Here is a 22,221-nt window from a genome sequence, read left to right as displayed (position 1 = left end):
CTCTTTGTCCTTGAAGGCGCCATTGCATTAGGACTTTTGTTATTTATCGTCCTGTGGACAGGTAAAGGCAAAAAATAGCGTTTTAATGCAAGGTGCGAGGCATCACTAAGGCAAACTCAGGAATGGGTGCCTGAAAAAATTGCGCCTCTTCCGTCACACAAAAGTATTCACCACGCATTGTGCCGGCTGGAGTGGGCAATGTGGCCCAGCTGGTGTACTCAAATTGCTCTCCAGTCCGCAATAAGGGCTGCTGACCCACTACCCCCAATCCCCGAACCTCTTGGACCTCATTGTCCCCGTCTGTAATGAACCAATGGCGGGCTATCAGCTGAATACTGGCGGTACCAGTATTGCGAATAGTGACCGTATAGGCAAAGGCAAACTGGCGGTTATCTGGGTCAGATTGCTCTGGAAGGTACTGGGTCTTGACCGTAATGCTGATTTCATGGGGGTTCATGCACGAATTCTGCTCCATCCTAAGGCCAACTGCAAGCTAGAATCTAGGGATGGAAAGCCAAAAATCACCATCAAGTCCCCAATTTGTCATTGCTCCGTCTATTTTGTCGGCTGACTTTGCCTGCCTGGGCAAGGAAGTCCAAGATGTCTTAATGGCTGGGGCTGACTGGATTCACTTTGATGTGATGGACAACCACTATGTGCCCAACCTCACTATTGGCCCTTTAGTTTGTGAGGCAATTCGTCCGCATGCCTTAAAAAATGGCAAACCAGCAGTAATTGATGTTCATCTCATGATTGAACCAGTTGATCGAATTGTTCCGGACTTTGCTAAAGCCGGAGCCAATCTCATTAGCTTTCATCCAGAAGCAAGTCCTCACGTTAATAGGACGCTCAACCTTATTCGAGATCAAGGCTGTCAAGCAGGATTAGTTTTAAACCCTGCGACACCCTTAGATCATCTAGACCACACTCTTGATCTACTCGACTTAGTTTTACTAATGTCAGTCAACCCTGGTTTTGGTGGTCAGTCTTTTATTCCTAGCACTCTCAATAAAATTACTCAGGTGCGTGCACGTTTGGATCAATACCAAGCAGAAACTGGGCGTCATATTCGACTTGAAGTGGATGGCGGTATCAAGGTTGACAACATTGCCCAAGTTGCCCAAGCAGGCGCAGATACTTTTGTTGCTGGCTCAGCCATTTTTGGCCAAGATAGTTACACCTCTGTCATTGAGGCAATGCGAACAGCATTAGGAAAGTTGAGTAAAGCGTAATGCAGCGCGAAGAATTTAATGCCCTTGCTAAACAGGGCTTCAATCGCATTCCCTTGGTCAAGGAAGTGCTCGCTGATCTTGAAACACCCTTATCCCTCTATGTCAAGCTGACACAAGCATTCGGTAAAACCAATACCTATCTTTTGGAATCTGTTTTAGGTGGCGAACGTTTCGGACGCTTCTCCTTTATTGGACTTCCTGCTAAAACGATATTAAAAACTGTTGGCACGCCTTTAGCGCCTATAAATCAAGTGATCACGGATGGCAAAGTTGTCGAAACCAATACTGATAATCCGCTCGACTTTGTAGATGCTTACTTTAAACGTTTTAAGGTTTCGGTTGAAGCTGGCTTACCGCGCTTCTGCGGTGGTCTCGCTGGTTATTTTGGATATGACACTGTTCGCTATATTGAATCGCGTCTCGCCAAAAATACTTTGCCAGATGAGTTGGGTGTACCAGATATTCAATTAATGTTGACTGAAGAGTTGGCAGTGATTGACAACGTCGCTGGAAAAATTTATTTGATTGTTTATGCAGATCCAAGTAAGCCTGACAGCTTTGAGAGTACTCAAGCAAGATTAAAAGAGTTACTAGCTTGCCTGAACAAGCCAGTGAGCATGCCAGCATCATTGCCTAGCGCTAAGACTGAGTTAATCCGCAAATTTAAAGCGGAAGATTTCGAAAGTGCGGTGCTCAAAACCAAAGAATATATTTTGGCTGGTGATTGCATGCAGGTAGTCATAGGTCAGCGAATCAGCAAATCCTTTACAGATTCTCCATTGGCGCTCTATAGAGCTTTGCGCTCCCTCAATCCATCGCCTTATATGTATTTCTATGATTTTGGGGATATGCAAATTGTCGGATCCTCTCCAGAGATTTTGGTACGCCAAGAAAAACGTGCTACAGAAAAAATTGTGACCATTCGCCCGCTCGCAGGAACGCGTCCTCGCGGAGCAAATCCTGAAGAGGATGAGCGCCTTGCACAAGAGCTTTTGGCTGACCCCAAAGAAATAGCTGAGCACGTCATGTTGATTGATTTGGCACGCAATGACGTTGGTCGAATTGCCAAAACTGGCACAGTGAAGCTCACTGACTCCATGTCGATTGAAAAATACTCACATGTTCAACATATTGTGAGTTCAGTAGAAGGACATCTTTTAGACAATATGAGCAATATGGATGTATTACGCGCTACTTTTCCGGCAGGTACTCTCTCTGGGGCGCCCAAGATTCGTGCCATGGAAATCATTGACGAAATGGAAATTGTGAAACGCGGCGTTTATGGCGGCGCAGTAGGCTACCTCTCATTCTCAGGTGATATGGATGTCGCCATTGCTATCCGTACTGGGGTAATTCGGGATGGCATGCTTCACTCTCAGGCTGGTGCTGGGGTTGTTGCAGATTCTGACCCTAAGGCAGAATGGAAAGAAACTGAAGCCAAAGCACGCGCTGTCCTCACTGCAGCTGATTTAGTACAAGGAGGTCTTGATGCTCCTCATGATTGATAACTACGATTCGTTTACCTATAACCTCGTGCAATATTTTGCTGAACTGGGTGAAGAAGTAAAAGTATTTCGGAATGATGAAATTGCAGTGGAAGAGATTGCCAAGCTTAATCCTGCGCGCATCTGTATTTCTCCTGGCCCTTGTAGTCCGGCAGAAGCAGGTATTTCTGTTCAGACCATTAAACACTATGCAGGACAAATTCCTATTCTGGGGGTTTGCCTTGGACACCAAGCGATTGGTGAAGCCTTTGGGGGCAATATTATTCGTGCGCAAAAGGTCATGCATGGCAAGACGGATGATATCCATCACACTGGCGTAGGGGTTTTCAAGAACTTACCTAATCCATTTAAAGTGACCCGCTATCACTCCCTCGCGATCGAAAAGAGTTCATTACCTGCAGTGCTTGAAGTGACAGCCACTTCTTCAGATGGAGAAATTATGGCCGTACGTCATCGAGAGCTTGCAGTAGAGGGTGTGCAGTTTCATCCGGAATCCATTCTGTCGGAGCATGGTCACGCTCTACTCAAGAATTTTTTGCAAAATACATAAGTCAACGCACGATGTCCATTACCCCTCAAGAAGCCCTGCAACGGTGTATTGAACACCGCGAACTATTTCATGATGAGATGACGGCAATGATGCGCCTCATCATGAGCGGTGAAATGTCACCTGAATTAGTAGCAGGTCTCTTGGTTGCCTTGCGCACCAAAAAAGAAACCGTTGGCGAAATTGCCGCGGCTGCCCAAGTGATGCGGGAATTTGCAACTTCCGTTCATGTGGAAGATCGCACGCACCTGGTTGATGTTGTAGGCACTGGCGGCGATGGTGCCCATACCTTTAATATTTCAACTGCAGCCATGTTTGTTGCCGCAGCAGCTGGTGCCAAGATTGCTAAGCATGGCAATCGCAGCGTCAGTAGCAAATCAGGCAGTGCTGATGTTCTAGAGGCCTTAGGGGTCAATCTTGCCCTTTCAGCTGAGCAAGTAGCTAACTGCATCTCCACAGTAGGTGCTGGGTTTATGTTTGCACCGAACCATCATCCTGCCATGAAGAACGTTGTGCCTATTCGTAAGCAATTAGGTGTGCGCACTATTTTTAATATCTTGGGGCCACTTACCAACCCAGCTGATGCCAAGCGTATTCTGATGGGAGTTTTTCATGCAGACTTAGTCGGCATTCAAGCGCAGGTGCTGCAAGCACTAGGTATGGAACATGCTCTAGTAGTCTATGGTCTCGATGGTTTAGATGAAATTTCCCTTGAAGGTCCGACACTCGTTGGTGAGCTCAAAGACGGTGAAGTACGTGAATATGAGATCCATCCCAAAGACTTTGGGCTCAATACCGCCCTTAGCAGCAGCTTTAAAGTAGCCAATGCGGAAGAATCCAAGCGGATTGTTTTAGATGTTATTGACAATAAGCCTGGGCCAGCAAGTGACATCGTTTGTCTCAATGCCGGGGCTACGCTGTACGTTGCAGGTGTTGCCAAAGACATCGCAAGCGGTATCGCTCTTGCAAAAGATGCAATTAGCTCTGGTGCCGCTCGTCAAAAACTTGATACATTTATTGCTGCAACTCAATCTAAGTAATTATTCATGAGCGATATTCTCGACAAAATTGTTGCCACTAAAAAAGTAGAGATTGCGCAGATATCTAAGAAGATCTCTTTGGAAAATCAACGCGAAATAGCGCTTGCGAATAATCAAAATACTTTGCTGCAACCGCGCGGCTTTATTAACTCTATTAATCAAAAGATTACTTCTGGTAAAGCAGGTGTTATTACCGAAATTAAAAAAGCTAGTCCAAGCAAGGGCATCTTGCGTGAAAACTTTAATCCCGCAGAAATTGCCCGCTCCTATGAACAGCATAGCTCTGCCTGTCTATCCGTTTTAACCGATATGGAGTACTTTCAAGGTTGTAATGCATATTTGCAGGAAGCACGCGCTGCCTGCAAGATTCCTGTATTGCGCAAAGACTTTACGATCGATCCTTATCAAGTTTATGAAGCGCGTGCAATTGCAGCAGATGCTATTTTGCTGATTGTTGCCTGCCTTGAGCTCAATCAAATGAAAGAGCTTGAAGCATGCGCCCATGAATTAGGCTTAGATGTCTTGGTTGAAGTCCACAATGCTCCTGAACTTGAGCAAGCTCTTGAGTTAAAGACACCTTTACTCGGCATTAATAATCGCAATCTCAAGACTTTTGAGGTTACTTTACAGACGACTCTCTCACTGCTATCAATGGTGCCTAGTAATAAGACACTTGTAACCGAGTCAGGAATCTTAAATCGTGCAGATGTACAACTTATGCGCGATCACCAAGTCAATGCGTTTTTAGTGGGAGAAGCTTTTATGCGAGCCCAAGATCCTGGTGCTGCTCTTAGCGAGTTGTTTTTCTAGATCTTCTCAAAAGGTCGATGCCATACTTAATGATGGCAATCAGTAATACGGATCCCAAGATATCGCCTAGCATCATCACTAAAAAGTGATTGAATGTTCCGGCATCCTCAAGTCCCATAGTCGTGAACCACCACTGATGTAGGCCTGCACTCCATAAAGCATAAATCAGGATGCAAAAACCTAATTTTTGGAGACTAAGGTTGCTGAGATCTGGTTCAAGATGAATATTCTTGAAAACAAAAATTCTGGCTAGATAGGGAGCAAACCCTGATATCAAACCAATGCCGATGCAAGCTGTCAGACCCAAAGAGGGGTCACCATAACAACTAATCAGAAATGAGGAGATGGAGATACCAATAGCGCCAGGCAAGCCAAAAATTAGGGTCAGAAATAAACGAAGGCCTGCTGGCAAATAAATCCAATTAACCCCATCTGCAAAAACCAAGGAACTGGTTAACCAAGAATTGAGATAAAAAAGTGCGCCATATGCCAATGCGCACAAGGCAATTTCTATACACCACCCCGATGCAATTGATAGTGATTTTGTCATTCCTGACAGTATGGTTTATTTTTTCTATACGTGCATACAAGTACAGAACAAGTTTACTTAAGGGCTAATAGGGATATACTTGTAAGCACTAGCCCTAATGAAGTACTTCAGTGAACACGCAAAATGTCCATCAATAAAATCTCATACCTTCGCTTTCTCAATATGCTCGATGCGCTCGACCGTATGAATCTTGGTAAGAAACTCGACTGCACAGAAGAAAGCCTGCTCGATAAGATCATTCTGTCGTATCAGGCGAAAGAGTCTGTCTTGGTTGGGGATTTGATCTCACTCTCCGCGCTGGGCTCTCAAGCTACCTTACATGGCCGCTTAAAAAATCTCAATGCAATGGGCTATATCAAGATGGCTGCCAATGTTGATGGGCGCAAAAAAGAGGTTGTACCCACTAAGCTAGCGCTTAAGCGTTACGAAGAGATTTCTAAATGCCTAGAGAAGGCTGCAAAAGCTAGTTAATAAACCTTCTTTGCTCAATTTTTTCCGTAATAAAAAAGCCCTTCTAGTGAGGGCTTTTTTATTACGGAAGACTGGGTATTGATCTAGACATTGAATAAGAAGTTCAATACATCTCCGTCTTTAACAACATACTCCTTGCCTTCAGCGCGCATCTTGCCCGCCTCTTTGGCACCTGCTTCACCTTTGAACTGAATGAAGTCGTCATAAGAAATCGTCTGCGCCCGAATAAAGCCACGCTCAAAATCAGTATGAATAACTCCTGCTGCCTGTGGCGCCGTATCGCCCTGATGAATAGTCCAAGCGCGAACTTCTTTCACGCCTGCCGTAAAGTAGGTCTGTAAGCCCAGTAGCTTGTAGCCTGCACGAATAACACGATCTAATCCAGACTCCTCCATACCTAAGTCAGCTAAAAACTCAAGCTTATCCGCATCATCTAAATCGGCGATCTCAGCCTCGATTGCTGCGCAGACTGCCACTACTGGTGAACCTTCTTTAGCAGCATGCTGAATAACGGCCTCTAAATGGGGATTATTAGTAAAACCATCTTCCTTAACATTTGCGATATACATTGTCGGTTTTGCAGTGATTAAACAGAGTGGCTTTAAAAGGAGATTTTCTTCTTGACTCAGCTTCATGCTACGCACTGGTAGCGCCTGATCTAGATGGGCTTGTACCTTGGTCAATATAGCCACTAATGCTGAAGCTTCTTTATCATTGCCTGACTTTGCTGCCTTACTTGATCGTTGGAGTGTTTTTTCAACAGTCGTTAAATCAGACAAAGCCAATTCGGTATCAATCACAGCGATATCTGAAATAGGATCTATTTTTCCAGCAACGTGAATCACGTTAGGATCCTCAAAACAGCGAACTACATGGGTAATAGCATCTGTTTCACGGATATTAGCCAAAAATTGGTTACCCAGGCCCTCACCTTTCGAGGCACCAGCCACTAGACCCGCAATATCAACAAACTCGACAGCGGCCGGCAATATGCGTTCCGGAGTCACAATCTCAGCCAGAAAGGCTAAACGGGGGTCAGGAACCTCAACTACGCCCACATTAGGCTCGATCGTGCAGAAAGGATAGTTTTCCGCTGCGATTCCAGCCTTGGTAAGCGCATTAAAGAGAGTAGATTTGCCGACGTTAGGCAGGCCGACGATGCCACATTTCAAAGACATGTCTCCATTGTAAAGGGGCTTTATGAAGGGGCTTGTTTCGATATCATCAAGTTATGTCAGAAGTTCATTTAAAAACCCCCCTCCATTCAGGCCAAATTCGTTCAGTCGATGTGGCTGTAATCGGTGGCGGCATTGCTGGTAAAGCTTGCGCGCTTGGCCTAGCTCAACTCGGTTTTCAAACAGTGGAAATTGCGCCCGATTTAGGGGAAAGTGTTTCCAGCCCGCAAGGAAGTCAATGGGGCCAACGTATTTATGCCTTTTCTCCCAGCACTCAAAAGTTACTAGCCCATTTACAGATATGGGATGCACTTGACCATATTCGCTTGCAGCCAGTTCGAGATATGCGAATTTATGGAGATCGTGGCGAAAAAAATGACCAACTCCATCTTTCCGCATTCGAAGCAGGCACACCACAGTTAGCATGGATTGGAGAATCCAATTTAATTGAACATACGCTTGATCAAGCGTCACGCTTTCAAAATAAATTAGAGCGCATTACCAATGTCGTAGAAAAAATAGAGGTTGATGAAGCAGGTGCGACGCTGCACCTCAAGCATGGCACACCGATTCATGCTCAACTAGTAATTGCAGCTGATGGTGCAAATTCACCTATTCGCTCTGAAATCGGTATTACTGCTAGTGAAGAAAGTTATTCACAAAGTGCAGTTGTAGCAAATTGGATTTGTCACTATCCTCATTTAGAAACAGCCTTTCAGTGGTTCTTACCAGGCGGCGATATCGTCGCCATGCTGCCATTGCCAGGTAAGCAAGTATCCATGGTGTGGTCGACCTCTCCAGAAAATGCAGCAGAGTTATTAAAATTAGATCAATCACAATGGACTGAGAAATTTTCTTCGATTGCGAATGGTGCAATTAGAAAACAACTTGGAGAGCTCACACTTAACTCGACACCTGTATCCTTTCCATTAAGGAAAATTCGGGCGAACCGCTTTATTGGCCCCGAATCTTCTCCAAAGGTAGTCTTGATTGGCGATGCTGCCCACGTCATGCATCCGCTAGCAGGACAGGGCTTGAATCTTGGTCTGCGTGATGTTGCTGTATTGCTCAATATTCTTGGTAAACGGGAGTCATTCCGCACGCCAAGTGACCCTGTTCTTTTACGTCGCTATGAACGTCAGCGTCAGGGCGATACCGGTGCTCTGCTTTGGGTCACCGATAAGCTCAAGAAATTATTTTCCGCATCCAGTAAACCCGAGCGCCAACTCCGCAATTGGGGTCTTGGTCTTGTGAATAAAAGTCACTTTATAAAACAGCGCCTCATTGAGCGCGCCTTAGGAGATATTGATTTTGAATAAATTGTTATCAAGTTGTTTATTGGTATTTGTTACCCTGCTATACATGCCATTAGTACATGCGCAATCAGAGCAACAACTCAAAACCGATCTGCAAAAGAAATTGGGGGTTAATGCCAAAGTTCGTAGCGTCTCCCCTGCACCAGTTGCCGGCTTATATGAAGTATTGGTTGGTAACGACATCTTTTATACCGATAGCGCCGGTAAATATCTGATCCAAGGTGAGATTATTGAGCTCGCAACAGGTAAAAATATTACTGAGCAAAGACAGGCTGACCTTAATCGAATTAAATGGTCCGATCTTTCTCAAGCCAATGCTATCAAGACCGTGCGTGGCAATGGAAGCCGTCAGTTGGCAGTGTTTTCAGACCCCAACTGTGGCTACTGTAAACGCCTGGAAAAATCCCTTCAGCAGCTCGATAACGTCACTATCTACACTTACCTGATCCCCATTTTGTCTCCGGACTCAGCCCAGAAATCTAAACAAATTTGGTGCTCTGCTGATCCCTATAAATCCTATATTGATTGGATGATCAATGGCATCGCTCCCAGCGGTAAGAGTGATTGCATCAATCCTTTAGATAAAAATATGGCTTTTGCAAAGTCCTATGGAATCACTGGTACCCCCACTCTTTTCTTCACGGATGGCAGTCGTTTCCCAGGTGCCGTTCAGATCACGGATATCGAAAAGAAATTTAGCTCTCTTAAATAATCTCCATGAGTCAATCCGACCTACCTCAAATTCAATACACCGTATGGCCAGCTGAACTTCATGGCCATCGCTTTTTGGTCAAGCTGCATATTGCCAATCCTGATCCTGATGGACAAGTCTTACAGATGCCCGCATGGATTCCGGGAAGTTATTTAATTCGGGATTTCAGTAAGCAGATTGAATCTATTGAGGCTCATTCCGCAGGGGCTAATAGAAAAAAGTTATCTTTAGAACGAATTGATAACGATCAGTGGCGACTTCCTAAGGGGAGTGGTGCGGTAAATATTTTGACTACCGTCTACGCTTTTGATTCTTCAGTTCGGGCGGCTTATCTTGACACTGAGCGTGCTTTCTTCAATGCAAGCAGCCTATGCTTGGCAGTAAAAGGTCAAGAGTATTTACCCTGCTCCCTTGCCATTGTTGCGCCTGAAGCTGCGTCTGCTGATCACTGGTCTGTACAAACGAGCATGCGGGCCGTGAAAACGGATGCGCAAGGCTTTGGTTTTTATCTTGCACAAAATTATGACGACCTCTTGGATCACCCTGTTGCGATGGGTGAATTTCAATTAGTGAGCTGGAAATCCCAAGGTGTGCCACACCGTATGGCTATTCAAGGATGTACGAATCCGATCGAAATCAGCCGCCTTGCCGATGATCTGCAAGCCATTTGTTCATCTACTATTGCGTTGTTTGAGCCCAAAACAAAACAGGCACCATTTAATGGTTATTTATTTTTAGTCAATGCAGTACTCAATGGCTATGGTGGCCTTGAACATCGCAATAGCACTGCTTTGTTATGTCGTCGCGATCAAATTCCACAAGAGAGGGTGCTCTTCGAAGAAAATGCTTATCGTGAATTTTTAGGTTTGTGCAGTCATGAGTACTTTCATGCATGGCTAGTGAAGCGCATTCAACCGAAGGCTTTCCAGCCATACCAACTCGATCGTAGAAACCACACTCGCCTTCTTTGGCTGTTTGAAGGCTTTACCAGTTACTACGATGATCTCCAACTGTTCCGCAGCAAACGGATTGATCTCAAAACCTATCTCAAATTAGTTTCTGATAATTGGAATGGGATTTTGCGCGGTCCTGGCAGGCAGAAACAAAGCCTAGCAGATAGCTCCTTTGATGCCTGGACTAAGTATTACCAAGCCGATGAAAACACCCCAAATGCTGTCGTGAGTTATTACGGAAAAGGCGCTTTACTTGCTTTGGGATTGGACTTGCAAATTCGAGCGTTCTCAAAAAATAGAAAATCTTTAGACGATCTCATGCGCCTAATTTGGCAAAAGCATGGCATTACCTTAGATGGCATAGCTGAAGATGGATTAGATGAGTTGATCTTCACATTACTCGGTGGAGGATTTACTAAAACCTGGAATGAGATCAAATCTAAGTATATTTTTGGCACAGAAGACATTCCGATTCAGAAATGGATTAGCTCAAAACTAATTGCTGTTAAAGCCAAGCCACAAACCAAACTAGAAAAGCTGAAGTTGCAATTTGGCATACGCTATACAGAATCTAGCGGCTGGCTTAAAGTCACTAATGTCTTAGATGGAGGGCTAGCCCAATCTGCAGGCCTTGCAACTGGAGACCTTTTAGCCAGTATTAATGGTCAACGCATTACCAATACCCGATGGGATAAGATTCTTGGCAGTCTGCATGAGGGCCAAAGCATGAATATCTGCTTTTATCGAGATGATTTGATGCATGAGCGCATGGCTCTGCTTCAGGATAGTCAATTACCCGCTCAATATGAACTGAGTTCAACGAGCAAATCTCCTTAAACTGAATGCACTCTTTTTCTGAAAAAGATATTCCACTAGATTGGCGAGAGTTGCTTGGTGATTATCTTCATTCAAGCGCATGGAGTGTATTAAAAAATAATTTACAGACCGTTTTAGATCAAGGAGTGGCGCTCGTACGGCCAGCGCCTGAAGACTTTTTCAAGGCCTTGCAATTAACACCTGTACATTCGGTAAAAGTTGTCATCTTGGGTCAAGATCCCTATCACTCACCAGGACTGGCACAGGGCTTAGCGTTTTCAATTCCTGCTGACATTCCAAGTAATTCGCGTGCATTTCCGAGTTCACTTCGTAATATGAGTAAAGCACTTGCGCTTGAACACTTTGGTGCTCTTCCTAATGGCGATTTACATCACTGGGCTCAGCAAGGCGTGCTACTTCTCAATACTGCGCTCAGTGTGAAATTAGGTGAAGCAGGAAGCCATGCCAATTTAGGATGGAAAAGTCTAATCGATCCGTTGATTTGCAAGTTAGCGCTGCAAAAACCTAATCTCGTATGGATGCTTTGGGGCGGACACGCCCAATCAAAGTTAGCGTTGATCGCTAATACTTCGAACCAGCTCATCTTGCAATCGTCACATCCTTCGGGTTTAGGTGTCTATAAAACGGATAAGCCTTTTTTAGAGCCCGGTGGTCAAAAAAGCTGTGGCCACTTTAGCAAAACCAATGCATGGTTAGAGGCACATGGAAAACCAGCCATTCAGTGGATCGAAAATCGCAGTGACTCTCATCAAATCAATCTTATTTAATGTAAGTCTTTAAATAGGGCTTACATAGAATCTGTCCCTGAAGTTAAAATGTTACATGTAACAATTACTAGGGATAAGGCAGATGCCCTCCAATACAGCCAAAAGAGTACAAAAACACCGCCTTGCCCTGCGCGCAGCAGGACTTAGACCGGTTCAAATTTGGGTTCCAGATACACGTTCAACAGGGTTTGTTGAAGAATGTCGCCGTCAGTCTGCTTTAGCTGCTCAATCTGATCGTGAAGACCATGAGCTAATGGCCTTTATAGATCTTGCTCTATCTGATTTACAGGACTTATGAAGCGCGGCTCAATAGTGACTATCGCTCTACAGGGAGATTTTGGCAAACCAAGGCCTGCTTTAGTCCTCCAGTCAGATGTATTCAATGACATTCACGAAACGATTACGGTTGCATTAATTTCCAGCAGATTAATTCAGGGGCCGATTTTCCGCCTTGATATTGCCCCAAGCGAGTTAAATGGCCTATCAAAAGATAGTCAAATTCAGATGGACAAAATCATGAGTATTAAAAAAGAAAAGATTGGTACGGTCATTGGGGAAATAGAAGAATCGCTATTAGTTCGAGTCAACCGAGCTCTAGCGCTTTGGCTTGGATTAGTATAGTTGCGAACTACTTAGCCAAAGCCGTAAAGACACACCCCACCAAACAAGACGCAAATATAGCGCTCACCCACTCGAGCATCTGCCCAGACTGAAAAAGCCCGAAGTATTGACCTAAATAAGAGCTGGCTGCTGCTGCAATAAAGCCTAAGAAGCTTGCCAGGATGAACTTACCTAGCTTTGGTGTACTAGAGCTACCGGGATAAAAAATCCAAGCTGAGGCACCAGATACCCCGCCAATTAGCAGAAAAGCCAAAAACCCCATCGTTACCCCCATTAATAGTGTCATCAAATCTATAATCCCCATTATGAAGTTGTTGACACTCGGCATCAATCATCACACAGCGCCGGTCGCCATTCGGGAAAAAGTCGCCTTTGACCCTGAATTTCTTCAAGAAGCGTTGCACGATCTTCGCCAACACCTTGTTGGCGAGAATCAGGCTGGCCTGCCCGAGGCAACTATTTTGTCAACTTGCAATCGGACCGAAGTCTATTGCGCCGCGAATGACGCCAGCGCTGAGAGTCTATTACACGAAGTTACTTTTGATTGGTTAGCCAAAACACAACGGCTAGCCCCCAGCAGCCTTGAGCCCCATATTTATTCCCTACCCCAATCAGATGCCGTACGTCACGCTTTTAGGGTGGCTTGCGGTTTGGATTCGATGGTGATTGGTGAAACCCAAATCTTGGGCCAAATGAAAGATGCAGTACGTACTGCTAATAATGCAGGGGTACTAGGCACTTACCTCAATCAACTCTTTCAGAAAACGTTTGCCGTAGCTAAAGAGGTTCGTGGCTCAACAGAGATTGGCGCACATTCTATTTCCATGGCTGCTGCATCTGTGCGTCTATCCGAACGTATCTTCGAAAAAATTTCTGATCAGCGTATTTTATTCATTGGGGCTGGTGACATGATCAGCTTGTGCGCAACTCACTTTGTGGCACGTAAACCCAAAAATGTCGCGATTGCTAACCGCACAATTGAACGGGGTCAAGAGCTTGCAGACTCTATTTCTGATCAAGATGTACAGACTGAATCCTTTAGACTATCTGACCTACCTGGGCGCCTGCATGAATTCGACATCATTATTTCGAGCACCGCCTCCTCACTCCCTATCATCGGCCTGGGCATGGTTGAAAGTGCCCTGAAATTACGTCGCCGTAAACCCATGGTCATGATTGACTTGGCTGTACCGCGTGACTTTGAGCCAGAGATCTCCAGATTAGCTGACGTGTATCTTTATACCGTAGATGATCTAGGAGTCATGATTCAGACTGGCGCCAATTTACGTCAAGCTGCTGTTAGCCAAGCAGAAGCCATCATCGAGGACCGGGTTGGTAATTTTATGCACTGGATGCAAGGTCGTAATGCTGTGCCCATTATTCAGGATATACAGCAGCAAGGCGAATACTTAAGACAACTTGAGCTGGAGCGCGCCATGAAACGCTTAATGCGCGGAGACGACCCACAAGAAGTATTGAACGCGATGGCACAAGGCCTGACCAATAAATTTTTGCATGGCTCTCTTCATGCATTGCAGCACTCGAATGGCGCTGAGCGTGATGCTCTGATGAAGTTGTTACCCAAGTTATTTGCCACGCACTCCAAGCCAGAAGATCATTAAATGAAGCCCAGCATGCGGGCTAAGCTAGATTACCTAGATACACGCTTAGCCGAACTTAATTCCCTGTTGACCTCCGAAGAAGCAACCAAAGATATGGATGCCTATCGGAAACTCACACGCGAGCATTCTGATATTGCCACAGTGGTTGAGCAATTTGGTCTATATAAGCAAGCAGAAGCAGATGCCCAGGCAGCTGAAGAAATGCGCAAAGATCCAGAGATGAAAGACTTTGCAGATGATGAGGCAAAACAAGCTGCCACTACGATGGAAGAGCTAGAGGGTGCCCTACAAAAGCTGCTACTTCCAAAAGATGTAAATGATGAACGTAACGTCTTTCTAGAAATTCGTGCTGGTACTGGTGGTGATGAAAGCGCCCTATTTGCTGGGGACTTATTGCGCATGTATACCCGCTTTGCTGAACGCCAAGGTTGGAAAGTAGAAATCGTCAGTGCTGCTGAATCGGATTTAGGTGGTTATAAAGAGGTTGTTCTACGCTTAGTAGGGCAATCGGTCTACTCACGACTCAAATTTGAGTCTGGTGGACATCGTGTACAGCGCGTTCCCCAAACTGAAACCCAAGGGCGTATCCATACTTCTGCGTGCACTGTTGCAGTAATGCCCGAGGCTGATGAACTAGAGGCCGTCAAAATTAATCCAGCAGAACTACGAATCGACACTTTTAGGGCCTCTGGCGCTGGCGGTCAGCATATTAATAAAACAGATTCTGCTGTACGTATTACGCATTTACCCACCGGCACTGTCGTTGAGTGTCAAGATGATCGCAGTCAACATCGAAATCGTGAACAAGCGATGAAGGTATTGGTATCCCGCATCATGGATGCTCGTGAACGCGAAAAACATCAATTGGAAGCCCAAACTAGAAAATCGCTAGTTGGTAGCGGTGATCGTAGTGATCGAATTCGTACTTACAATTTCCCGCAGGGGCGCATCACCGATCATCGCATCAATCTGACCCTGTATAAAATTGATGCGATGATGGATGGTGACATTGATGATCTTTGTAATGCACTAGCATCCGAACACCAAGCAGAATTACTCGCTGCCCTTGGCGATAGCTAAAAATGAATGATGGCTGATTTTTCCTTGCGCGACTTATTGCGCAACTCTACCCTTCCTCAAAGTGAGGCGCGCCTCCTGTTAGGCCATGTAATCGAGCAACATTACCAACTGCCTCGTTCTGCCCTGATATCTCAAGATGATATGAAGCTCAGTGAGAATGCGCTTACTGACTGGAAGCTGCTTGAAAATAAGCGCCTAAATGGCGAGCCCATTGCCTATCTTGTAGGTAAGAAAGGCTTTCATAATATTGAATTATTAGTGAGACCGGGCGCCTTAATTCCTCGCCCAGAAACAGAATTATTAGTAGAAATTGGTCTTCGTGAAATCACTCGGCTTGGTGGAAAAGCCAAGCTATTGGATTTAGGCACTGGCTCAGGAGCAATTGCGCTAGCAGTGGCGAAGGCTGCTCCTCACTCGCTAGTGATAGCTACTGATCAGTCTCCAGAAGCATTAGCAATTGCAAAAACGAATGCCAAGCATTTACATTTAGAGGCACAAGTCCAATTCTTTCAAGGTAGTTGGTATGAGGCAATCGGTAAAGATGCCATCTTTGATCTCATCTTAAGCAACCCACCCTATATTGAAAGCGGCGATCCTCACTTAAACCAAGGCGACCTTCGCTTTGAACCTCTTGAAGCATTAACGGATCAATCAAATGGCCTAAGCTGCCTAGAAGTCATCATCACTCAGGCCACATCCTTCTTAAAACCTCACGGCTTAATTGCTGTCGAGCATGGCTTTGACCAGTCCGATGCCGTGCTCAAGCTCATGCGAACTGCTGGTTTGAGGGATATTCAAACCCATCTGGATTTAGCAGGCCATCACCGGGTAGCTTCAGGCCGGAAATAAAGCTTTGAATAACCCTTTTTGGGATAAAGTCTTAAAATTGGGTATGCGTTGATTTATAAAGACGCGTTAATCAAAATACTGCTCTTCTGGAAAGAAATTATGGATACACAAGCTCAAATTAAAGAAATCGTGACAAGCCATCCTGTGGTTTTATTTATGAAAGGTACTGCCCAGTTCCCCCAGTGTGGATTTTCAGGAAATGCCATCAATATCCTCCGTGCGAGCGGTGTTGATAAGTTGCATACCGTAAACGTATTAGAGAATGAAGCCATTCGCCAAGGCGTCAAGCAATTTGCGAACTGGCCAACCATCCCTCAGCTCTATATCAACGGGGAATTTATTGGTGGCTCTGACATCATTACTGAAATGTTTGAATCAGGTGAATTGCAAAAGTTAGTACAAGCTTAATTTTTGCATTGCCGCTGTGACTTTTGATCTAAGCTCTCTACTACTATTTGGCCTACCATTTGGATTTTGTGTAGGCCTTTTAGTTTATGCGCTGAATTTACGCTCAGCCCTTGCGCGCACTGAACTACAAGTACAAACAGAATCTGCTATAGCTATTAGCTTGCGCTCCGAGCGCGATCAAGCACTACAAAATGCTATTCGCTTAGAGGCAGAATTAGACTCTGAACGCAAGCAAGGCTTGGGCAGAATTGAATCACTTAATGAAGCTAAAGAAGCATTGACTAGTCAATTTAAAAACTTAGCCAATGAAATCCTGGAAGATAAATCCAAGCGCTTCACTGAACAAAATGCTGCCAGCTTAGATGCTCTACTCAAGCCTCTACAAACAAAATTGACGGAATTTAAAGAGCAAGTCAGCACTTCTTATGGCAATGAAGCTAGAGAACGATTTGCTCTCAAAAGCGAGATTGAGCGTCTTGCCAATCTCAATCTGCGCATGTCTGATGAAACACGCTCTTTGACTCAAGCCTTAAAAGGCGACTCTAAAGTTCAGGGTAACTGGGGCGAATTGGTTTTAGAGTCTATTTTGGAATCTTCGGGCTTGCGCAAAGGTGAAGAATACTTAGTACAAGATAGTCATACCCAAATCGATGGATCCCGTCTTCAGCCTGACGTTGTCGTAAAACTTCCTGAAGGTAGAAGCCTGGTGGTCGATAGCAAAGTCTCTATTACCGCCTATGCAAGGCATGCAGAATCTACTGACCCCGCAGTAGCAGAGCAGGAGCTGGCAGCCCATATTCAATCTATTCGTCAGCATATCCAAGGCCTCTCTGGAAAGAACTACAGCTCCTTGTATGGCATTGGCTCTGTGGACTTTGTTTTGATGTTTGTACCCATCGAGCCAGCATTCTTGTTAGCACTAAAGACGGCGCCCAACCTCTATCAAGAGGCTCTGGCAAAGAATATTGTGCTGGTTTGTCCAAGCACTTTAATGGCTACCTTGCGGACCGTTGCCCACCTGTGGAGGCAAGATCACCAAAACCGCAATGCATTAGAAATCGCCAAACAATGTGGCAATCTCTACGATAAGTTTGTTGGCTTTGTAGATGACCTAGAGAAACTAGGCCAACGTTTGGATCAAGCACAAACCAGTTATCACGATGCCTTTAATAAACTCAAGAGCGGCAAAGGTAATCTTATTCGCTCAGCTGAGAAAGTTCGCGAGCTAGGCGTTAAGCCCAGCAAGAATTTATCTGTACCTTTGATCGAATCAGCAGCAGATCCAGAATAAAACTCTCGCTTGAGTAAAACAAAAACCCCGCCTAGTTCGCACTAAGCGGGGTTTTCTTTTAAGAGTATTACTTAACTACAAATCACTTATAAAAGTGAATTAAGCAGTTTTACGGCTACGTGATGCAGGTGTAGCAGCTTTCTTCACTTGAGCGATCTGACCTTGAACAGCGTCGATTGCTTGGTCAGCAGTTTTTTCTGCAGTTGAAAATGCTTCTTTGCTAGCAGCGCGGAACTGCTCGAAACCTTGCAATGCACTACCGTATACAGTTTTGAAAGAGGATACAAATACATCAGAACCTGCAGGTGCGTTAGCAGCTACAGTGTTGATCCAGTCTTGGAAACCATTTTGTAAATGATCGATGCTTGCATCAACAACGTTTGCAAATTCTTTATTACCATCACGCAATACTTTAGATACTTTCTTTTGATATGCAGCAGCTTGATTGCCAGCAGCTTGCAAAGATTCAGCGCTCAAAAGTTCATTAACTTGTTTTGGGTCTTTAGCAGTCAACACTTGTTGAATACCGTCTTGAGCATTTACCAATGCATCTTTAGAAGCAGCGTAATTCAATTCAGCCAATTTCTGAGCATTTTCTAAAGCAGCTTCGCTTAAAGAAAAAGAAGTCTCGAGACCTTTGCTGTTCATTTGGGACAATTTAGCGGTGATTTGATCTTGGTTCATGTATTTCTCCAGTAATTAAGTGGTACAACTAGTCAATTAAGTGCATTTAAGGAGAATTCATGTACCTTAAATATTGCACTGCACCATGAAACTTTAACTGAAGCAATATGACAATGCAAGAACTTTTTGCTGCTATGCAATATATATTTACTAATAAAGTATTAAATTGAATAAAATCAGTAACTTACAATCAATAAATTCTGCACATTCTTACCGAAAAGTAGCTGTAGCAGCCTGTTTTGGTACTTTTTTAGAGTGGTATGACTTTTTAACCTTTGCTACTTTGGCAGTGATTTTTGGGCCTTTATTCTTTCCCTCTAGTGATCCCAATGCCGGCCTGCTGGCCAGCCTAGCAACATTTGGGGTTGGAATGGTAGTGCGGCCCATTGGAGCAGCTCTATTTGGCTCTATGGGCGACCGTATTGGCCGTAAGCCTGTCTTTATGATCACGATTGCCCTGATGGGGCTGGCCACTGTCAGCGTGGGCTTTTTGCCCAGTTATGCCCAGATTGGTATTTGGGCTCCAATCTTGTTAGTGAGCTTACGTCTCATGCAAGGACTGTCTGCTGGTGGTGAAATTGGTGGAAGCGCAGTGTATTTAACAGAACATGCCGGTGATCAATATCGGGGATTTAAAACTAGCTTTTTGCAATTGATGGGGCCATTGGGTATTTTATTTTCTACCCTGCAAATTGCCCTCTTGCGCCACTACCTCACTAACGAAGAATTTTTATCGTGGGGATGGCGCGTGCCCTTTTGGGTTTCCATTGTGCTGCTGATCATTGCTGTTAAAGCACGCATGGCATTAGAAGAAACGCCTGTATTCCTTGAGCTGAACAAGAGTAATGAGAGAGTAAAAAATTCTTTGTTACACAACTTCAAAGACGCGCATACCCGTAAGCGCATGTTCTTACTCTTCTTTTGCATTTCTGCTGGTGGAGCAGTGCTCTTCTTTTCAGTACAGGTGTATACAGCCATCTTTCTCAAAACTTCAGTGAAGCTTGCGCCGCAGCTTGTTGATGAGCTCAGCATTTATGCAACCTTAGCCCTATTTCCTTTAACGCTATTTGCAGGCTGGTTATCTGACAAGATTGGCCGAAAGCCAGTTGTGGTGAGTGGCTTATTTCTGGGAGCAATCTGTATTCATCCAGCCTATCAACTGCTGATGCAATTTGGGCAAACATCCAATCTCATCATGATTGTGCTGGTACTCACCTGCCTATCGCTTGCTCTAGCCCTGGTAGTAGGCCCACAAACTGCGCTGCTAGCTGAACTCTTTCCAGCCAAGACCAGAAACAGTGCTGCCACCTTTCCACACAATCTGGCAGCAGGATGGATTGGTGGCTTATTACCTCTGATCGTGACATGGCTCAATCAAACATGGGGCAGTGATGTCGCCGGTCTTTGGTACCCGACTATCTTCTTAGCGTGTGGAGCGATTGTTGCCCTGCTTTATCTACCGGAAACGCATAAGACAAACTTACATCACTAATTCAAAGCAAATCTCGCTCAATGCACATCATTACTAAACAAGTCTTATACATTCTCATGTTGATGCTTTCAGGATGGGGCTACGCACAACCAAATCCCCAATCTATCGAATTAGCAAAAATAGTACCTATAGCTGATGTTCACATGCATACGTATCGGCAAAACCCGCGCTCAGCTAAATGGTGGCGGGAAATGATGGATGCCAATGGGGTAATGTGGGGTGGCGCAGTTGGTGACTATCGAGAAGATGTACAGGCTGAGCTAGGGAATAGATATATTCCAGCTGTTGGTCAACCAGAATTCTTTAAGGTATTTTTTAAAGATGGTAGAAGTGGACTAATTGATCCCGAGAATGAAACCTTTAAGGATCTATACGCTCGCTCAGAAATACTATTTAAAGAAGGAAAAATTAAAGGTTTTGGTGAATTTCATACCGACAATCATTCAAGTGGCCCTCCAAGAATTCGCCGCAGCATCAGAACTGATAATCCGGCCATGCGTAAGTTTTATGAAATCGCCAATCGATATGGAGGCTTCGTGCAAATCCATGCGGAGTTTGATGGCGATTTTGAAAAAGATATCCTAAATTTATCCACCGACTTTCCAAATACCACTACAGTGCTTTCTCACTGCCTTAGCACAAAAGATACAGATAACCCGGCTGCCATACTGAGCAAACGTAAGAATATCGTCTGTGAATTATCAAGCCTGGGAGCGGTCCATGTAAATCTTCTCAATATCCCCAGATCACCGCACGCATTTGATTCGGGTGGCCTGTATCGCAATTGGATAAAGTTCATCGAAACATATCCAGACCAAGTATTGTTAGGCTCAGATCCTTGCTGCGGAATTGATGCAGCCTATTCTGAAATCATTGCTGAATTGAGAGGCAATGTTTTGCCTTATCTCTCTCCAGTAACAATGGAAAAAGTAGCCAATAAGAATGCTATACGCATCTTTTCGCTCAAAAAATAACTTGGGAAGTAGCCCTAAAGAAAAAGGCTTCTAAGTTTATTAACCTAGAAGCCTTTTGATTTTGGTGCCCCTTGTCCGACTCGAACAGACCACCTACTGATTACAAATCAGTTGCTCTACCAGATGAGCTAAAGGGGCAATGACAATATTTTAGCCTATTTCACAATCCTTAAGGATGGTCTTGGGGTTGTGGGCTTTTCAGGAGCCTGATCTTTTGAATCTGCCACGTGTAAATCGCGAGCTTGCGCAGGATCAAAGGGAAATGACATCCCTTGGCCATTTTCCCGAGCGTAAATTGCCAGTACATGGCTTACCGGCACCATGATCTTTCTTGGAATACCACCAAATCTTGCCTGAAAACTGATCCAGTCATTTTCCAGTTGGAGCTGATGGCATGCCTCAAGAGAGAGGTTTAAAACAATCTCATTATTCTTTACAAACTCCATAGGCACTTCTACCCTAGCATCCACAAAAACAGCAATGAAGGGAGTAAAACCAAAATCCGTGCACCACTGATGTAGGGCACGGATTAGATAGGGTTTATTACTTGGAACGTCAGACATGCTGAACTGTGATGAACCGCTTTAATTGCTTAGCGGCGCATCACCTTTTCAGAAGGTGTTAATGCTTCGATATAAGCAGGTCGGCTAAAAATACGCTCAGCGTATTTCAGTAGAGCAGCAGCATTACGAGACAGATCAATGCCATAGTGCTCAAGACGCCATAACAATGGTGCAATCGCTACGTCTAACATTGAAAACTCATCGCCCAACATGTACTTATTCTTAACAAAAATAGGCGCAAGCTGAGTCAAACGATCACGAATAGCTAAACGTGCTTTCTCATGGGTCTTTTCAGCAGCTTTGCCTTTTTCATTTTCCAATGCTGCAACATGCACAAACAACTCTTTCTCAAAATTAAAGAGAAAGAGACGTGCGCGTGCGCGTGCAACAGGATCAGGCGGCATCAATTGTGGATGAGGAAAACGCTCGTCAATATATTCATTGATGATGTTTGATTCATACAAAATGAGATCGCGCTCAACCAAAATTGGAACTTGGCCATAAGGGTTCATTACCGAGATGTCTTCTGGCTTGTTAAACAAGTCCACATCACGGATCTCAAAATCCATGCCTTTTTCGAAAAGCACCAAACGGCAGCGTTGCGAGAATGGGCAATTAGTACCCGAGTACAACACCATCATAAATTTATTTCCTTAAATTTCTACTTCAATACAACAAACGCACAACAAACAGCGGCTTTAATATCTTCTAATGCTGGGCGT

At 44.6% G+C, this 22,221-nt stretch carries 26 protein-coding genes and 1 tRNA gene; 19 read left to right on the top strand and 8 right to left on the bottom strand.

The genetic code is table 11. The features are described 5' to 3' along the window. Window positions 1-82: 82 nt before the first annotated feature. Window positions 83-457 (bottom strand): Co2+/Mg2+ efflux protein ApaG, encoded by a 375-nt coding sequence (apaG, locus tag ICN38_RS02145; RefSeq protein WP_028819232.1) that lies wholly within the window; start codon window positions 455-457, stop codon window positions 83-85. A 49-nt stretch (window positions 458-506) separates the two neighbouring features. On the opposite strand from apaG, the gene rpe reads away from it, so the two are divergent. From rpe to trpC, 5 genes are read left to right on the top strand one after another with little or no spacing between them, the layout of a single operon-like run. After that, window positions 507-1,232: a ribulose-phosphate 3-epimerase gene (rpe, locus tag ICN38_RS02140; protein ID WP_216254457.1), complete on the top strand. Its 726-nt coding sequence runs from the start codon at window positions 507-509 to the stop codon at window positions 1,230-1,232. Continuing rightward, window positions 1,232-2,737: an anthranilate synthase component I gene (gene trpE / locus ICN38_RS02135; protein ID WP_216254456.1), complete on the top strand. Its 1,506-nt coding sequence runs from the start codon at window positions 1,232-1,234 to the stop codon at window positions 2,735-2,737. The genes rpe and trpE overlap by 1 nt, the downstream gene beginning before the upstream one ends. Continuing rightward, complete coding sequence (locus ICN38_RS02130; protein WP_216254454.1) at window positions 2,721-3,287, top strand: aminodeoxychorismate/anthranilate synthase component II; 567 nt, start codon at window positions 2,721-2,723, stop codon at window positions 3,285-3,287. Before trpE ends, ICN38_RS02130 begins: the two co-directional genes overlap by 17 nt. 11 nt (window positions 3,288-3,298) lie before the next feature. Further along, window positions 3,299-4,324: an anthranilate phosphoribosyltransferase gene (trpD, locus tag ICN38_RS02125; protein ID WP_216254452.1), complete on the top strand. Its 1,026-nt coding sequence runs from the start codon at window positions 3,299-3,301 to the stop codon at window positions 4,322-4,324. Window positions 4,325-4,330: 6 nt separating this feature from the next. Beyond that, entirely contained in the window at window positions 4,331-5,134 is an 804-nt protein-coding gene (gene trpC / locus ICN38_RS02120) for an indole-3-glycerol phosphate synthase TrpC (protein WP_216254450.1), read from the top strand. Here trpC and ICN38_RS02115 read toward each other — a convergent pair. Further along, complete coding sequence (locus ICN38_RS02115) at window positions 5,115-5,684, bottom strand: hypothetical protein (protein WP_216254448.1); 570 nt, start codon at window positions 5,682-5,684, stop codon at window positions 5,115-5,117. The two genes, trpC and ICN38_RS02115, sit on opposite strands and share 20 nt — an antisense overlap. A gap of 123 nt (window positions 5,685-5,807) precedes the next feature. Here ICN38_RS02115 and ICN38_RS02110 point away from each other — a divergent pair, with 123 nt between their 5' ends. Continuing rightward, entirely contained in the window at window positions 5,808-6,155 is a 348-nt protein-coding gene (locus tag ICN38_RS02110; protein WP_216254446.1) for a hypothetical protein, read from the top strand. Window positions 6,156-6,238: 83 nt separating this feature from the next. Here the strand turns inward: ICN38_RS02110 and ychF are convergent, their stop codons facing one another. After that, complete coding sequence (gene ychF, locus ICN38_RS02105; protein WP_216254443.1) at window positions 6,239-7,333, bottom strand: redox-regulated ATPase YchF; 1,095 nt, start codon at window positions 7,331-7,333, stop codon at window positions 6,239-6,241. A 53-nt stretch (window positions 7,334-7,386) separates the two neighbouring features. Here ychF and ICN38_RS02100 point away from each other — a divergent pair, with 53 nt between their 5' ends. The 6 genes from ICN38_RS02100 to ICN38_RS02075 all read left to right on the top strand — a co-directional run bounded on the left by ICN38_RS02100 (window position 7,387) and on the right by ICN38_RS02075 (window position 12,536). Then, window positions 7,387-8,649 carry an FAD-dependent monooxygenase gene (locus ICN38_RS02100; protein ID WP_216254441.1) on the top strand — a complete coding sequence of 421 codons (1,263 nt, stop codon included), beginning with the start codon at window positions 7,387-7,389 and terminating at the stop codon, window positions 8,647-8,649. Then, entirely contained in the window at window positions 8,642-9,358 is a 717-nt protein-coding gene (locus ICN38_RS02095) for a DsbC family protein (RefSeq protein WP_255562669.1), read from the top strand. The genes ICN38_RS02100 and ICN38_RS02095 overlap by 8 nt, the downstream gene beginning before the upstream one ends. Before the next feature lie 5 nt (window positions 9,359-9,363). Continuing rightward, window positions 9,364-11,148: a M61 family metallopeptidase gene (locus tag ICN38_RS02090; RefSeq protein WP_216254437.1), complete on the top strand. Its 1,785-nt coding sequence runs from the start codon at window positions 9,364-9,366 to the stop codon at window positions 11,146-11,148. Window positions 11,149-11,153: 5 nt separating this feature from the next. Then, complete coding sequence (locus ICN38_RS02085) at window positions 11,154-11,915, top strand: uracil-DNA glycosylase (RefSeq protein WP_216254434.1); 762 nt, start codon at window positions 11,154-11,156, stop codon at window positions 11,913-11,915. Between the two features lie 82 nt (window positions 11,916-11,997). Continuing rightward, a complete protein-coding gene (locus ICN38_RS02080) occupies window positions 11,998-12,213 on the top strand; it encodes an antitoxin MazE family protein (protein WP_216254429.1) in 216 nt (71 codons plus the stop codon). Beyond that, complete coding sequence (locus ICN38_RS02075; RefSeq protein ID WP_216254426.1) at window positions 12,210-12,536, top strand: type II toxin-antitoxin system PemK/MazF family toxin; 327 nt, start codon at window positions 12,210-12,212, stop codon at window positions 12,534-12,536. Before ICN38_RS02080 ends, ICN38_RS02075 begins: the two co-directional genes overlap by 4 nt. Window positions 12,537-12,543: 7 nt before the next feature. On the opposite strand, the gene ICN38_RS02070 is transcribed toward ICN38_RS02075, so the two are convergent. Further along, window positions 12,544-12,822 (bottom strand): hypothetical protein, encoded by a 279-nt coding sequence (locus ICN38_RS02070; protein WP_255562691.1) that lies wholly within the window; start codon window positions 12,820-12,822, stop codon window positions 12,544-12,546. Between the two features lie 19 nt (window positions 12,823-12,841). Between ICN38_RS02070 and hemA the strand changes: the two genes are divergently transcribed. The 5 genes from hemA (at window position 12,842) to rmuC (ending at window position 17,786) form a co-directional block, all read left to right on the top strand. Further along, a complete protein-coding gene (hemA, locus tag ICN38_RS02065; RefSeq protein WP_216254423.1) occupies window positions 12,842-14,158 on the top strand; it encodes a glutamyl-tRNA reductase in 1,317 nt (438 codons plus the stop codon). Next, complete coding sequence (prfA, locus tag ICN38_RS02060) at window positions 14,159-15,238, top strand: peptide chain release factor 1 (RefSeq protein WP_216254420.1); 1,080 nt, start codon at window positions 14,159-14,161, stop codon at window positions 15,236-15,238. A gap of 9 nt (window positions 15,239-15,247) precedes the next feature. Then, complete coding sequence (gene prmC, locus ICN38_RS02055) at window positions 15,248-16,087, top strand: peptide chain release factor N(5)-glutamine methyltransferase (RefSeq protein ID WP_255562668.1); 840 nt, start codon at window positions 15,248-15,250, stop codon at window positions 16,085-16,087. A 99-nt stretch (window positions 16,088-16,186) separates the two neighbouring features. Further along, on the top strand, window positions 16,187-16,495 hold the full coding sequence (gene grxD, locus ICN38_RS02050) for a Grx4 family monothiol glutaredoxin (RefSeq protein WP_216254414.1): 309 nt from the start codon (window positions 16,187-16,189) through the stop codon (window positions 16,493-16,495). Window positions 16,496-16,511: 16 nt separating this feature from the next. Next, entirely contained in the window at window positions 16,512-17,786 is a 1,275-nt protein-coding gene (gene rmuC, locus ICN38_RS02045; RefSeq protein WP_216254411.1) for a DNA recombination protein RmuC, read from the top strand. 99 nt (window positions 17,787-17,885) lie between these two features. Here rmuC and ICN38_RS02040 read toward each other — a convergent pair whose 3' ends face one another. Then, window positions 17,886-18,470, bottom strand: coding sequence for a phasin family protein (locus ICN38_RS02040; protein WP_216254408.1), 585 nt, complete (start codon window positions 18,468-18,470; stop codon window positions 17,886-17,888). A gap of 166 nt (window positions 18,471-18,636) precedes the next feature. On the opposite strand from ICN38_RS02040, the gene ICN38_RS02035 reads away from it, so the two are divergent. Further along, window positions 18,637-19,962, top strand: coding sequence for an MFS transporter (locus ICN38_RS02035; RefSeq protein WP_216254405.1), 1,326 nt, complete (start codon window positions 18,637-18,639; stop codon window positions 19,960-19,962). A gap of 20 nt (window positions 19,963-19,982) precedes the next feature. After that, window positions 19,983-20,936 (top strand): amidohydrolase family protein, encoded by a 954-nt coding sequence (locus ICN38_RS02030; protein WP_216254401.1) that lies wholly within the window; start codon window positions 19,983-19,985, stop codon window positions 20,934-20,936. Between the two features lie 62 nt (window positions 20,937-20,998). Here the strand turns inward: ICN38_RS02030 and ICN38_RS02025 are convergent. The 3 genes from ICN38_RS02025 to ICN38_RS02015 form a co-directional block, all read right to left on the bottom strand. Further along, window positions 20,999-21,074: transfer RNA gene (locus ICN38_RS02025), tRNA-Thr, on the bottom strand. A 17-nt stretch (window positions 21,075-21,091) separates the two neighbouring features. Next, complete coding sequence (locus ICN38_RS02020; protein ID WP_216254398.1) at window positions 21,092-21,499, bottom strand: ClpXP protease specificity-enhancing factor; 408 nt, start codon at window positions 21,497-21,499, stop codon at window positions 21,092-21,094. A 29-nt stretch (window positions 21,500-21,528) separates the two neighbouring features. Continuing rightward, on the bottom strand, window positions 21,529-22,140 hold the full coding sequence (locus ICN38_RS02015; RefSeq protein ID WP_028819209.1) for a glutathione S-transferase N-terminal domain-containing protein: 612 nt from the start codon (window positions 22,138-22,140) through the stop codon (window positions 21,529-21,531). Window positions 22,141-22,221 lie beyond the last annotated feature (81 nt).

Origin of the sequence: Polynucleobacter sp. AP-Melu-500A-A1 (assembly GCF_018882125.1) — a bacterium.
Taxonomy (GTDB): Bacteria; Pseudomonadota; Gammaproteobacteria; order Burkholderiales; family Burkholderiaceae; genus Polynucleobacter.
Note: the sequence above shows the minus strand (reverse complement) of the source record. Positions and strands in the feature narration are given on the sequence as shown.

Coding starts and splice junctions, on each gene's coding strand:
- apaG (WP_028819232.1), bottom strand. CDS start 457: ATGAACCCCCATGAAATCAGCATTACGGTCAAGACCCAGTACCTTCCA.
- rpe (WP_216254457.1), top strand. CDS start 507: ATGGAAAGCCAAAAATCACCATCAAGTCCCCAATTTGTCATTGCTCCG.
- trpE (WP_216254456.1), top strand. CDS start 1,232: ATGCAGCGCGAAGAATTTAATGCCCTTGCTAAACAGGGCTTCAATCGC.
- ICN38_RS02130 (WP_216254454.1), top strand. CDS start 2,721: ATGCTCCTCATGATTGATAACTACGATTCGTTTACCTATAACCTCGTG.
- trpD (WP_216254452.1), top strand. CDS start 3,299: ATGTCCATTACCCCTCAAGAAGCCCTGCAACGGTGTATTGAACACCGC.
- trpC (WP_216254450.1), top strand. CDS start 4,331: ATGAGCGATATTCTCGACAAAATTGTTGCCACTAAAAAAGTAGAGATT.
- ICN38_RS02115 (WP_216254448.1), bottom strand. CDS start 5,684: ATGACAAAATCACTATCAATTGCATCGGGGTGGTGTATAGAAATTGCC.
- ICN38_RS02110 (WP_216254446.1), top strand. CDS start 5,808: ATGTCCATCAATAAAATCTCATACCTTCGCTTTCTCAATATGCTCGAT.
- ychF (WP_216254443.1), bottom strand. CDS start 7,333: ATGTCTTTGAAATGTGGCATCGTCGGCCTGCCTAACGTCGGCAAATCT.
- ICN38_RS02100 (WP_216254441.1), top strand. CDS start 7,387: ATGTCAGAAGTTCATTTAAAAACCCCCCTCCATTCAGGCCAAATTCGT.
- ICN38_RS02090 (WP_216254437.1), top strand. CDS start 9,364: ATGAGTCAATCCGACCTACCTCAAATTCAATACACCGTATGGCCAGCT.
- ICN38_RS02085 (WP_216254434.1), top strand. CDS start 11,154: ATGCACTCTTTTTCTGAAAAAGATATTCCACTAGATTGGCGAGAGTTG.
- ICN38_RS02080 (WP_216254429.1), top strand. CDS start 11,998: ATGCCCTCCAATACAGCCAAAAGAGTACAAAAACACCGCCTTGCCCTG.
- ICN38_RS02075 (WP_216254426.1), top strand. CDS start 12,210: ATGAAGCGCGGCTCAATAGTGACTATCGCTCTACAGGGAGATTTTGGC.
- ICN38_RS02070 (WP_255562691.1), bottom strand. CDS start 12,822: ATGACACTATTAATGGGGGTAACGATGGGGTTTTTGGCTTTTCTGCTA.
- hemA (WP_216254423.1), top strand. CDS start 12,842: ATGAAGTTGTTGACACTCGGCATCAATCATCACACAGCGCCGGTCGCC.
- prfA (WP_216254420.1), top strand. CDS start 14,159: ATGAAGCCCAGCATGCGGGCTAAGCTAGATTACCTAGATACACGCTTA.
- prmC (WP_255562668.1), top strand. CDS start 15,248: ATGGCTGATTTTTCCTTGCGCGACTTATTGCGCAACTCTACCCTTCCT.
- grxD (WP_216254414.1), top strand. CDS start 16,187: ATGGATACACAAGCTCAAATTAAAGAAATCGTGACAAGCCATCCTGTG.
- ICN38_RS02040 (WP_216254408.1), bottom strand. CDS start 18,470: ATGAACCAAGATCAAATCACCGCTAAATTGTCCCAAATGAACAGCAAA.
- ICN38_RS02030 (WP_216254401.1), top strand. CDS start 19,983: ATGCACATCATTACTAAACAAGTCTTATACATTCTCATGTTGATGCTT.
- ICN38_RS02020 (WP_216254398.1), bottom strand. CDS start 21,499: ATGTCTGACGTTCCAAGTAATAAACCCTATCTAATCCGTGCCCTACAT.
- ICN38_RS02015 (WP_028819209.1), bottom strand. CDS start 22,140: ATGATGGTGTTGTACTCGGGTACTAATTGCCCATTCTCGCAACGCTGC.